This is a genomic window from bacterium, from assembly GCA_030690305.1.
Classification (GTDB): Bacteria; Patescibacteriota; Minisyncoccia; order Phycocordibacterales; family JAGLPS01; genus JBBUCK01.
On the sequence record JAUYHB010000027.1, the window covers coordinates 38,411 to 50,491 of the forward strand.

The following is a 12,081-nucleotide window of genomic DNA, read 5'->3' on the forward strand; positions in this document are numbered from 1 at the left end:
ACTATTTATAATCATGAGTTTCCTTAAGAAAGAATCAAAATCAGAACCCTCCATCATTTTTGATATCGGTTCCGCCTCCATAAACGCTTCAATAGTTATCTTTTCGGAAACACACCTTCCCCATGTCGTGTATTCTTTAAGGCTTGGTTTGCCGATTACCGAACACCCCGATTCCGACAGAATGCTCACTTCTATAGTGAGCCTGATAAAGGATGCTCTCGCGCAACTTGAAAAAGAGGGAATTCCTCTTTTGCACTCCTATCATCTTTCGGGAAAAGCAATTCGCCATATCCATTGCGTTCTTGCCTCACCTTGGTACGTTTCGCAGACAAAAACTCTTGAAGTGGAACGCAAGTCGCCGATTGTGATTTCCGAAGATTTTATTTCCGAAATTACCGGAAAGGAAGAAAAGGCGTTCGAAGACTCTATCGCGCATTCCGCATATGCCGACACATTCGACAAAAATGTTGTTCTGGCCGAACAAAAAGTAATCCATATCAAACTCAATGGGTATGAAACGAAAAATCCTTATGGCAAAAAATCTTCTCACATTTCTTTTTCATTTTTCTCAAGTCTTGTGTCAAAAAAGGTAACGGAAAAAATAACCGAAGTTATTTCAAGCTCTTTTGATAAGGACAAAATCAAATTCCACAGTTTTTGCCTCGCATCGTTCGGCGCCTTTACCGAACTCTTTTCCGAAGTAAAAGATTTTTTGATGATGGATATTACGGGGGAAGTAACCGATGTTTCGCTCGTGCGAGGGGGAATCATACTTGAAACCGCATCGTTTCCCTCTGGCAGAAATTTTCTCGCGCGACGCATTATGAAGAAAATGAATACGAATGCCGAAGTCGCTCTTTCGTATCTTTCTTTGTACGCGAACAAAACCGCCGAACCCGCTTTGGCCGTAAAAGTAGAGCAAGTCATAAAAGAAGTCGAAGAGGAGTGGGTGATTTATCTCAATGAAGTGGCGAAGGACCTTGCCGGTCAAGGCAACGTACTTCCGAGGAAGGTATTTCTCACCGTTGATGACGACGTCGCTCCGGTTTTTCTTTCATATCTTAAAAGAAGCGCGTATCCTCTGGACACGTTACCTCTCAACGAAAAACAAACCTCTCATATTGTCGCGATGGAAAAAGGAATGAAAGCCGATCCGTTTATCGCGCTTGAAGCCGTATATTTAAACAAAATATTTCATAACAAAAATTAAAGGTATAATAGACGTATGGCAAGAAATATCGTTCAAGATGTATTACCTCCCGATAGGCGCTCCATAAGGGATATTCCGCTACCGAACCGCCGAAAAGAAGAAAGAAAGGCAGAGCCTCCCAAGCAATCCTCCTCACCTTCATCACCGGAAAAAAACGAAAAGAAAACCCATGTCGCTATTTGGGTTATCGCGGCGCTGTCGGTTATCGTGCTCCTTTTTGCGGTGGCTTCCTTATTTGTCGGTGCAACCGTTAAAGTTACCCCCCAAACTCAGGAGGTTTTATTCAATAACGCCATCATTCTCTCCGCTTCCCGAGATGCTCTCAATACAAATGCGGCCGCATTTGAAATCATGACCCTGAACAAAGAAAAGGGGAAAGAGGTGCCGGCAACCAAAGAAGTGGACGCCCGAGTGAAGGCGTCGGGAACCATTGTAATTTACAACAATCACAGCGCGGAAAGTCAGAGGCTGGTTAAAAATACCCGTTTTGAGACTCCCGAAGGTCTTGTATACCGCGTTGCCGAATCGGTGGTTGTGCCCGGAAAAACAACCAAAGACGGGAAAACAACGCCCGGTAGTGCGGAATCCGTCGTGTATGCCGATGAACCCGGAGAAAAATACAATATAGGCCTCGCGGATTTTACGATACCCGGTTTCAAAGGCTCTCCTCAATACAGCAATTTTTATGCGCGTTCGAAAACACCGATGACGGGAGGGTTTGTCGGTAAAATTAAAGAAGTGGAACAGGGAACGCTCGCGGAAACAAAACAGGAAATTCAAGGAGCACTCATGTCCGAACTTCTCACCGAAGCGAAAGACCAAATCCCTGAAAATTTCATTCTTTACGACGGTGGAGTTTTTTATTCTTTTGAAGATTTACCACAGGGGGCGGGGAGCGCGACTTCCGCCGAAATCCGCCAGAAAGGCACACTATATGGAGTTATGTTTAAACGGGGCGATTTCATAAATTACCTCGCGCAAAGCATGGTGCCCGAATTCGGTTCCGAAGCGGATTTTCTGGGACTTGATGACCTTGTTCTTTCCATCAAAGAAAAGAACAATACCAATCCCGAAAGAATGACCGAATTTAAATTTACTTTTGAGGGAAATGGCGTTTTCGTGGCTTTATTTGAAGCTGAAAAGCTGAAAGTCGACCTTTCCGGAAGAGAACGAAGCGTGGCAAAGGAAATTTTTGGCACCTACTCCTCCATAGCCGAAGCCACGGTAACGGTGATGCCTTTCTGGAGAAGTATGCTTCCCGAAGACCCCAATAAAATAAAGGTTGAAATCGTTTTACCCGGACGTCGATGAGAGGGTTGACGAACCCTTGCACTTTTTGTTAGTATGTTCTCCATTACTTCGCTGAGCGAGGAGCGCCGCGAAAACTTCTTAGTTTTCATGGTGTCCGAGTGATGGCGAAGCAAGGGTAAATGTATCACGGCAAGCCCCGAGGCACCTTTACTTTAACGTAATGCAGCTTTCAAAAGGAAAAAACTCGGAACTTGAAATTGTCATTGGGACTGTTATTGAAGCGTTGCCAAATACCCAGTTTCGAGTGGAGGTTCCGGGGAAGGAAAATCTGATACTCGCATATCTTGCGGGGAAGATGCGTATGCATAAAATACGTGTTCTTATCGGAGACAGAGTTGAAATGGTGCTTGATTTATACGGCGAAAAAGGACGTATTACGAAAAGGTTATAAATATGCAGGTAAAATCTTCAATAAAAGCAAGAGGGGCGGGAGACAAAGTCGTCCGAAGACGAGGGCGTCTATACCGTATTAACAAACTTAAGCCGCGCAATAAGGCCCGTCAGGGTTAAGCGTGCCTTTATAATTTTTTAATGTAACTTTAGACATGCGTATTTTGGGTATTACCATACCGGATAACAAGAGAATAGAAATCGCCTTGACGGCTCTCTACGGAGTCGGCCGTTCGCGTGCGCACGCCGTTTTGGATGAAGCGAAAGTCGAATATGGAAAGAAAGCAAAAGAATTGAATGTTGAAGAGGAAAATGCGATACGAAAAGTACTTGAAAAATTTCAGCTTGAAGGTGATCTGAAACGCACCGTTTCCGGAAATATAAAACGACTCAAGGACATCTCGTCATACCGCGGCGCGCGTCACACAAAAGGTCTTCCCGTTCACGGACAGAACTCGCGGACCAACTCCCGAACAAGACGGGGTAACGTAAGAAAGACGATGGGTACCGGAAGACGTAAACTTGAGAAGACATAGAAATAAATATGGGAAAGAAACGAATTGTTAAAAAAACAGAAACGATAAGCGAGGACGCGGCAAAGAAAGGCGCGGTTCCTTCGATTCCGAAAAAAACTGTAAGTGCCGCGATTTTGAACGTTGAAGCAAGCTATAACAACACAAAAGTCGTATTAACCGACACGAGCGGGAAGGTTCTCTGCTGGTCTTCAAGCGGAAGCTTGGGTTTTTCCGGGGCCAAAAAAGGAACGCCGTTTGCTGCCGCAAAAGTAGGGGAGCTTCTTGCCGATAAAGCCCAAATCATGGGAGTCAACGATGTTTCGGTTGTCATTAAGGGGGTTGGATCGGGAAGAGAGTCGGCGGTTCGTGGTTTCATCTCGAAGGGTTTTAATTTATTGTCGATAAAAGATATCACGCCGGTGCCTTTTAACGGGCCTCGTGCTCCCAAACCGCGTCGCGTATAAGGAATAAAAATTTTATGAAAATCGGACCAAAATACAAAATTGCACGAAGACTCAAAGCGCCTGTGTTTGAAAAAACCCAGACGCAGAAGTATGTGTTGTCTGAAGCGAAAAAAACAAAAGTTGAAAAACGGCGAGGGGCAATGAGTGATTACGGACGCCAGCTTATTGAAAAACAAAAAGCCCGCTACACGTACCTTCTCTCCGAAAGACAATTTTCAAAATATGTTGCGGAAGCCATGAACCGAAAAGGAATGAAAAACGCCGACGCGCTGTATGAAAACCTGGAACGACGTCTTGATAACGCCATCTTCCGTCTCGGATACGCGCCGAGCCGCCCAATGGCCCGCCAGCTTGTCTCCCACGGCCACATTCAAGTAAACGGGGTCAGAGTAACACGCCCTTCCTATCAGATGAAAATCAACGACAAGATAAAGATAAGAGAATTGAGTCTTGCGAAGCCCTTATTTGCAAAACTCGACGAACGTCTGCAGGGAATCAACGCTCCGATATGGTTCAAATCCGATACGGCAAAGAAGGAAGCAGACATTGTCAGTTTGCCAAAAAGGGACGGAGCGGACATGTTGTTTGACCTCAATTCGGTGCTCGAGTTCTACAGTAGGTAGGTTTCTTGCCGAGTTTGATATTTTAAGGTATAATTTACAAGTTAATTTTTTAAGCGCAAAGCTTCCATATGCCGGACTACACCATCGTTTTGCCCTCAAAACCGAAAATAATTTCGGAAGAGGAATTCAAAGGCGTCTACGAAATAGACGGCTTATACCCCGGGTACGGCCACACCCTGGGTAATTCGTTGCGAAGAATTATTCTCTCTTCGCTTCCCGGCGCCGCTATCACTTCCGTAAAAATCGCGGGAGTAAGCCATGAGTTTTCCGTTCTTGACGGCGTTAAGGAAGACATGATTACCCTTCTTCTCAATTTAAAGAGGGTAAGAATCAAAATGCTTACCGACGAGCCCCAAACTCTCCGATTCAATGTTAAGGGGGTAAAAGAAGTCACGGCGGGAGACATCGAGAAGATGGGACAAGTGGAAATTCTCAACCCGGAACTTTCTATCGCCAATCTTACGAGCGCGAACGCAGTGCTTGATGTGGAAATGACCGTTGAACGTGGCTTGGGCTTCATCTCAAAAGAAACTCTTCAGAAAGGAAAAGTGGATATCGGTACCATTGCGCTTGATGCCATCTTTACTCCCATCCGCCGCGTCAACTATGAAGTTGAAAACATGCGTGTCGGAGACAGAACCGATTTTAATCGTCTAAGAATTTTTGTTGAAACCGACGGAACAATCAGCCCCAAAGACGCCCTTGAACGTTCAATTGAAATAATGATTAACCAGCTCAAGGCCATTGTCGGATTCAAAGAGGAAGACTTGGAAGAATTAAAAGCGGAAAAAGAAGTGGAGACCGAAGAAAAAAAGAAAGCCAAGGACGTTGACCCCGAAGTGCTCAAAACAAGAATAGAAACACTCGCCCTTTCCGCACGTACCATGAACGCTTTGCTAAACGGCAATGTAAGAACCGTGGGAGGTTTGGTGCGAAAGAAAGAAGACGATGTATTAAACATTGAAGGCATCGGAGCCAAAGGTATCGAGGAAATCAAAGAAGCTCTTACCGCCCTTAACCTTTCCCTAAAAGACTAACGATAGACACGAAAGAGAAAACGGGTATTATATCCTTTTACACATATGCGACACCATAACGCCAACAAAAAATTAAGCAGAAAAGCCGGACCACGCAGAGCCCTCATACGCTCTCTTGCCCGTTCCTTGGTGCTTAAAGAAAAAATGAAAACGACCGTTACAAAAGCAAAGGTGGTGAAACCGTTTGTAGAGCGTCTTGTTACATATGGAAAGAAAGGTACTCTTGCCGCCCGCCGTCTTGTCATCAAAGAAATCGGAAACGAGGGAACAAAGAAGATATTTTCCGTTATTGCTCCAAAATACGAAAAGAGAACGGGAGGTTATCTTCGCATTGTTAAATTGGGCAGACGCCTTTCGGACAGCGCGCCTATGGCACATATCGAATTTGTATAAATAACATGAAGCACACGATTGACGCAACAAATCAAAAGATGGGGCGCTTGGCGAGTAAAATCGCTGCGATGCTTTTGGGAAAAACAACACCCGCATTCAAACGAAACGAAGTAGCGGAAATTTCCGTTGAAGTCCTCAATGCTTCAAAAATGAGCATTGCCCCAAAAAAGAAAGAGGATACGATATATAACCGATACTCAGGCTACCCGGGCGGGCTCCGTCACGAGTCAATGAAGCAAATCATAGAAAAGAAAGGGTACGGGGCGGTACTTCAGGAAGCGGTGTACGGAATGTTGCCCGGAAACAAATTAAGAGGGGAACGCATGAAGCGCCTCACCATCAGCGAATAAATATTATGGAAACAACGAAAGGAACAAAAGAATACATAGAAACGGTAGGAAGACGAAAAACCTCTATTGCCCGCGTGCGGCTATATCCTGCCGGCAAAACAACTTTTGTCGTCAATGAGAAAGATCTTTCGACTTATTTTCCGACGCAAGAATTGCAATTAATAGTCAAAGATCCTTTTACACAGGTAAAATCGGAAGGAAAATTCAAAATAAGCGTACTTGTTAAGGGTGGAGGCATTCACTCCCAAGCCGAAGCGGTTCGCCACGGAATCAGCCGCGCACTCATAGAGGGCGATATACAACTTCGCGGAACATTAAAGAAAGCCGGCCTTTTGACACGCGACCCTCGAATGAAAGAACGACGCAAATTCGGTCTCCGGAAAGCCCGAAAATCCAAACAATGGTCCAAGCGTTAGTCTTTGGTTTTCTTCCCGGATTTTTTCAATTCAATATTGTCGGTTTAGCTTGCTAAGCACTTTTTTCTATGGATAAAGAAAATAAAAAAAAGGAAATGGAAGAAGAAACGGAATCCATACAGGAATCCGAAGACGTGGTCTTTGAAGAAGATCCCCGCGACCTCATAAAAAAACTCAAAGAGAAACTGAAAACGGCCCAGGAAGAAAGACAGGCCTACCTTGAAGGATGGCAACGTGATAAAGCGGATTTTATAAATGCCCGAAAAGATGATGAGAAACGCAATGTTGAATTGCTTAAGTTCGCCAAGGAAGGCCTGATTGAAGAAATCATTCCCGTGCTTGACAGTTTTGAACTTGCGGTAAAAAATCCTTCCTGGGGTTCCGTTTCTCCGGAATGGCAGGCTGGAGTGGAACATATCTACTCTCAGCTTAAGAATGTGCTCTCAACTAACGGCATTGCCGAAGTTGACCCTCTCGGAGAGAAATTCAATCCTCGGGAACACCATGCCATGGGAATAATTGCTGTTTCCGATGAAGAAGAGGACGGAAAAATTCTTGAAGTTGTTCAAAAAGGGTATACACTTAACGGAAAGATTGTACGCACGGCGAACGTAAAAATAGGGGAATTTAAAAAAGGTCAATAAAATAAATTTAAATATAAGTTAATTTTTTATCAAAACATATGTCAAAAATCATAGGAATCGATCTAGGCACAACATACTCCGCAGTCGCCGTAATGGAAGCCGGTAGTCCGAAAATCATCGAGAATGCCGAAGGTGCTCGAACGACCCCTTCGATTGTTGCCATGTCCAAGACGGGAGAAAGGCTGGTGGGACTTCTTGCCAAGCGGCAGGCGGTTACAAATCCCCACAATACGATTTTCGGAATTAAGCGCTTCATGGGGCATATTTTCGAAGAACCGGGAGTTCAGAAAGACAAAGCGGCTGTCGCATACGAAGTTATAAAGGGTGCAGACGGCGGTGCGCTTGTTAAAATGGGCGACAAACAATACCGTCCGGAAGAAATTTCCGCGATGATTTTGCAAAAACTGAAAAACGACGCCGAAGCCCGTCTCGGTGAAAAAATTACCGAGGCCATTATTACCGTTCCGGCCTATTTCAATGACAGCCAGCGTAAAGCGACAAAAGACGCGGGACAAATCGCGGGGCTTGATGTAAAACGCATCATTAACGAACCGACGGCCGCCGCGCTTGCATATGGATTTGATAAAAAGAAAAATGAAAAGATTGTCGTCTTTGACTTTGGGGGCGGAACATTCGATATTTCCGTTCTTGAAGTCGGCGACGATGTCGTCGAAGTAAAAGCGACGGACGGAGACAGCCACCTCGGCGGGCGCGACATCGACCAAAAAATCGTCGGCTGGCTCGCTGACGAATTCAAAAAAGAATCGGGGATAGACCTTCGCAAGGACCCGCTTGCTTTACAGCGTCTCGATGAGGGTGCCGAAAAGGCGAAAATCGAACTTTCTTCCGCGGTTGAGACCGAAATCAATCTTCCGTTCATTTCTTCGGACGCTTCCGGACCCAAACACCTTGTCAAAAAAATGACCCGGGCAACGCTAGAAAGTCTTGCGGGAGAATTTTTAGACCGCGCCCTTACAATCACCAAACGGGCCATGGAATCTTCTCCGTTTAAAGTTGCCGATATAAATGAAATCGTTCTTGTTGGGGGACAGACCCGAATGCCGAAAATGATTGAAGCGGTGAAGCAGTTTTTCGGAAAAGAACCGAACCGCTCGATTAACCCGGACGAGGTTGTGGCTGCAGGAGCCGCCATTCAGGCCGGTATTTTACAGGGCAATGTCCGTGACGTCCTGCTTCTCGACGTTATTCCTCTTTCTTTGGGGATAGAAACGATGGGTGGAGTTGCGACAAAAATCATAGAAAAAAACACCACCATTCCGGCATCCCGTTCGCAGGTGTTTTCAACGGCCGCTGACAACCAAACCTCCGTTGAAATTCACATTGTTCAAGGTGAACGTGCTATGGCGTCGGACAACAAAAGCCTCGGGCGTTTTATCCTCGATGGTATTCCTCCCGCGTCCCGCGGTGTTCCTCAAGTTGAGGTGGCATTTGATATCGATGCAAACGGCATTTTAAGCGTTAAAGCCAAAGATAAAAGTTCAAACAAAGAACAATCAATCAGAATCGAGGCAAGCTCCGGACTTTCAAAAGAAGAAATCGAACGGATGAAACGGGAGGCGGAAACAAGCGCTTCCGACGACGCGAAGAAAAAAGAAGTTGTTGAAGTGCGTAATCTTGCCGACCAGATGCTCTATACGGCGGAAAAATCTCTCAACGACTACAAAGACAAAATTTCCGAAGGACTTAAAAACTCCGTCACGGAAAAAATAAATACTCTCAAGAAGGAGAAGGACACGGATAATATTGAAAATATCAAGTCATCTACCTCCGCCCTTTCTTCGGAATTGCAGAAAATCGGGGAGGAAATATCAAAACAGCAACAGACAAGTGGGCAACCTTCGGGCAGTTCCACAGAAAATAAAAATGACTCCGGAAACGTCCGCGATGCCGACTTTGAAGAGAAAAAAGACGATAAGGACGGAAAAGAAGACAATACGGCAAAATAGGATAGTATAAGCTTATATGGCCAAAAATTACTACGAAATTCTTGGTATTGAAAAAAGCGCAAGCAAAGACGATATAAAAAAAGCGTTCCGCAAGCTTGCCCACAAATATCACCCCGACAAAAAGGGCGGTGATGAAGCAAAATTCAAAGAAGCGAGCGAAGCGTACGGCGTTCTTTCCGACGATAAAAAGCGTGCCCAATATGACTCATATGGGAGGGTATTTAACGATGCGGGAGGATTCAGCCAAGGCCAAGGACAGGGTTTTGAAGGCTTTGATTTCTCCGGTTTCGGTAACGCCGGTTTCAATTTTGAAGATGTAGACCTCGGGGACATTTTCGGAGACTTTTTTGGTGGTACCCGTGGCGGGCGCCCCAAACGCGGCCGCGATATTTCCATCGATCTCGAACTTTCCTTTGAGGAAAGTATTTTCGGCGTTGAGCGAAAAGTGCTTGTAAATAAAATTTCTTTCTGCGAAACGTGCAAAGGAAGCGGGGCCGAAGAGGGTTCCGAGTTGGTAACCTGCGCTCAATGTGGCGGCAAAGGAAAAGTAAAGAACGTTCGGCACTCGATTTTAGGTTCGTTTGCTACAGTCCAGGAATGTACCGACTGTCATGGCAAAGGAAAAACTCCGAAGAAAAAATGCAATGTCTGCAAAGGCATGGGTATTTTGGACAGACGCGAAGAAATCCGCATCAAAATTCCGGCGGGAATTGAAGATGGTGAAGCAATCCGACTTTCCCAAAAAGGGGAAGCTGTTGCAGGTGGTATAGCCGGCGACTTGTATGTCCGTATCCGTACCAAAAAGCACCCGATTTTCAGGAAAGAGGGTCACAACCTCTCAATGACCCTCAATGTCCGCCTTACAGACGCCCTCTTGGGCGGTAAATACACCGTACGGACGCTTGATGGGGATATTATCGTCAAAATCCCCGAGGGGGTGGCATTTGGCGAGATTTTGCGCATCAAGGGCAAGGGAGTGCCTTACGAGGACGGTAAAACGCGCGGCGACATTCTCATAAAGATTGCCGTGGAACTTCCAAGAAAACTCTCCAAAAAATCAAAAGAAAACATCGAAAAACTCCGAGAAGAGGGGATTTAGCCTCTATACAATTTGGCAAAAATCTGCTATAATTGTGGGTATAGTGAAGTATAGGGAAATACAGAGTATTCAGAGTGGATTATTGATGATTCTTTCATTTATATTTTAAGTATTGTCTAAAACGCCTTTATGGGCGTTTTTTGTTTAATACATGGCAACAAGTTTAGCTACAAAACCAAAATTAAGGGCGGTACCGGAGATATTTGCCGTGGCTGATTTTCAGGAAGAACAGAAATTTCTTCCGGCGTACCGTTTATTCCCGACAATTTTTCAGGCGTTTCTCACTCCCGTTATGCGCCTGTTTTTTTACATATTCGGAAGAATTGAAATAAAAGGTCTTGAAAATCTTAAACATATTCCTCACGGTGTGATTCTCGCCTCAAACCACATTAGCGAACTCGACCCTATTATTATTCCGGCTGTGCTACCGCTGTCTTCCCGTTTACGGCCTCTTTTCTTCACCTCCAGGCAACGAAAAACATACGTCCATAATCCTCGTTTTAGCTGGCGTGGTTATTTTTACGGAGGCTTATTGTTTAAACTTCTTGGTGGGTATCCGGTTATAATCGGTATTCACAATTATGAGCAATCTCTTGCCGCGCATATCAAACTTGTTGACGAGGGCCGCACTGTTGTTATTTTCCCTGAAGGAACACGAACGCGCGACGGTAATTTGCGGGAAGCCAAAGGGGGAGTGGCGTATCTTGCGTACAGAACCAATGCTCCAATCGTCCCGATTTCAATTGACGGGTTATATAACATAAACCTTTTTGAGCTTCTTACGTTCAAAAGAAAAATAAAAATTTCTTTCGGAAAACCTTTTTTTGTCATGGATATTTTACCTTCGCGAGAAGTTGAAATTCACGACTTCCATATTGCCGCCCAGGAAGTGATGAAGAAGATTAAAGAATTAAAGGGCTAAATATGTTGGACACAAGATTCTGGAAAAAATATTTCGAAGTATACGACCTACTCAATATCCTCGAGCCGTATCAGACACTGCTTCAAGATATCCGTGAACCCCTTGGCGAGATAGAAGGAATGAAAATTCTTGATGCGGGAGCTGGAACTGGTAACTTGGCGATTTTGCTTTCCCGAGAGGGTGCCGACGTTGTCGCTCTTGATTTTTCACAGGAAGGACTTGGAAAATATCTTGAGAAATTTCCCTCGGGAAAAACTGTGCTTCATGACCTCACAGAACCGCTTCCGTTCGATTCCGAAACCTTTGACACTATTGTCTCGAATAATACGATTTACACTTTACCTAAAGAAACTCGTCCGTATGCATTTAAAGAGTTTTACCGAATTTTGAAACGAGGTGGAAAAATTGTCGTTTCAAACGTGCATACTGGCTTTAAACCGATAAAAATTTATTTTGCCCACATTGGATGGAGTTTAAAAAACAAAGGTTTGGGGAAAACCATGGGGGAAGTGCTAAGTCTCTTAGTGCCGACAATGAAGATTTTTTACTATAATTCTCTTATCATAAAAGAGCATAAAGGTAATAATTTTGCTTTTATAGGCGAAAATGAGCAGAAAGAACTCCTCGAAAGCACGTTTTTCAAAGAAATTTCTCAAAACAAGTCCACGTATGCCAATCAGGCAATCCTTAATCACGCGATAAAATAAGCCATTCTAAAATGGCTTGTTTTCTAATACAAT

16 protein-coding genes are annotated in these 12,081 nt (G+C 44.6%); all 16 read left to right on the forward strand.

Annotation, left to right across the window (positions count from 1 at the left end; genetic code table 11):
• Nucleotides 1–13 precede the first annotated feature (13 nt).
• The 16 genes from Q8O71_03625 (at nt 14) to Q8O71_03700 (ending at nt 12,048) form a co-directional block, all read left to right on the forward strand.
• On the forward strand, nt 14–1,210 hold the full coding sequence (locus Q8O71_03625) for a hypothetical protein (protein MDP2705448.1): 1,197 nt from the start codon (nt 14–16) through the stop codon (nt 1,208–1,210).
• A 15-nt stretch (nt 1,211–1,225) separates the two neighbouring features.
• Nucleotides 1,226–2,521 carry a hypothetical protein gene (locus Q8O71_03630; protein MDP2705449.1) on the forward strand — a complete coding sequence of 432 codons (1,296 nt, stop codon included), beginning with the start codon at nt 1,226–1,228 and terminating at the stop codon, nt 2,519–2,521.
• A gap of 160 nt (nt 2,522–2,681) precedes the next feature.
• Nucleotides 2,682–2,912, forward strand: coding sequence for a translation initiation factor IF-1 (gene infA / locus Q8O71_03635; protein ID MDP2705450.1), 231 nt, complete (start codon nt 2,682–2,684; stop codon nt 2,910–2,912).
• Nucleotides 2,913–2,914: 2 nt separating this feature from the next.
• On the forward strand, nt 2,915–3,031 hold the full coding sequence (rpmJ, locus tag Q8O71_03640) for a 50S ribosomal protein L36 (protein ID MDP2705451.1): 117 nt from the start codon (nt 2,915–2,917) through the stop codon (nt 3,029–3,031).
• A 35-nt stretch (nt 3,032–3,066) separates the two neighbouring features.
• The gene (rpsM, locus tag Q8O71_03645; GenBank protein MDP2705452.1) at nt 3,067–3,447 is read left to right on the forward strand and encodes a 30S ribosomal protein S13; all 381 of its coding nucleotides are present in this window, start codon (nt 3,067–3,069) and stop codon (nt 3,445–3,447) included.
• Nucleotides 3,448–3,455: 8 nt separating this feature from the next.
• Nucleotides 3,456–3,890, forward strand: a complete 435-nt coding sequence (gene rpsK, locus Q8O71_03650) for a 30S ribosomal protein S11 (GenBank protein MDP2705453.1) — start codon at nt 3,456–3,458, stop codon at nt 3,888–3,890.
• Nucleotides 3,891–3,904: 14 nt separating this feature from the next.
• A complete protein-coding gene (rpsD, locus tag Q8O71_03655) occupies nt 3,905–4,513 on the forward strand; it encodes a 30S ribosomal protein S4 (GenBank protein ID MDP2705454.1) in 609 nt (202 codons plus the stop codon).
• 68 nt (nt 4,514–4,581) lie between these two features.
• Nucleotides 4,582–5,550: a DNA-directed RNA polymerase subunit alpha gene (locus Q8O71_03660; GenBank protein ID MDP2705455.1), complete on the forward strand. Its 969-nt coding sequence runs from the start codon at nt 4,582–4,584 to the stop codon at nt 5,548–5,550.
• Between the two features lie 45 nt (nt 5,551–5,595).
• Nucleotides 5,596–5,943: a 50S ribosomal protein L17 gene (gene rplQ, locus Q8O71_03665; protein MDP2705456.1), complete on the forward strand. Its 348-nt coding sequence runs from the start codon at nt 5,596–5,598 to the stop codon at nt 5,941–5,943.
• A 5-nt stretch (nt 5,944–5,948) separates the two neighbouring features.
• Complete coding sequence (gene rplM, locus Q8O71_03670; GenBank protein MDP2705457.1) at nt 5,949–6,293, forward strand: 50S ribosomal protein L13; 345 nt, start codon at nt 5,949–5,951, stop codon at nt 6,291–6,293.
• A gap of 5 nt (nt 6,294–6,298) precedes the next feature.
• The gene (rpsI, locus tag Q8O71_03675) at nt 6,299–6,709 is read left to right on the forward strand and encodes a 30S ribosomal protein S9 (protein MDP2705458.1); all 411 of its coding nucleotides are present in this window, start codon (nt 6,299–6,301) and stop codon (nt 6,707–6,709) included.
• 68 nt (nt 6,710–6,777) lie between these two features.
• Nucleotides 6,778–7,353 (forward strand): nucleotide exchange factor GrpE, encoded by a 576-nt coding sequence (locus Q8O71_03680; GenBank protein ID MDP2705459.1) that lies wholly within the window; start codon nt 6,778–6,780, stop codon nt 7,351–7,353.
• A gap of 38 nt (nt 7,354–7,391) precedes the next feature.
• Nucleotides 7,392–9,320 (forward strand): molecular chaperone DnaK, encoded by a 1,929-nt coding sequence (gene dnaK / locus Q8O71_03685; GenBank protein ID MDP2705460.1) that lies wholly within the window; start codon nt 7,392–7,394, stop codon nt 9,318–9,320.
• 16 nt (nt 9,321–9,336) lie between these two features.
• Nucleotides 9,337–10,419, forward strand: coding sequence for a molecular chaperone DnaJ (gene dnaJ, locus Q8O71_03690; protein ID MDP2705461.1), 1,083 nt, complete (start codon nt 9,337–9,339; stop codon nt 10,417–10,419).
• 151 nt (nt 10,420–10,570) lie between these two features.
• On the forward strand, nt 10,571–11,341 hold the full coding sequence (locus tag Q8O71_03695; GenBank protein ID MDP2705462.1) for a lysophospholipid acyltransferase family protein: 771 nt from the start codon (nt 10,571–10,573) through the stop codon (nt 11,339–11,341).
• Nucleotides 11,342–11,343: 2 nt separating this feature from the next.
• A complete protein-coding gene (locus tag Q8O71_03700) occupies nt 11,344–12,048 on the forward strand; it encodes a methyltransferase domain-containing protein (GenBank protein MDP2705463.1) in 705 nt (234 codons plus the stop codon).
• The last annotated feature ends 33 nt before the right edge of the window (nt 12,049–12,081 follow it).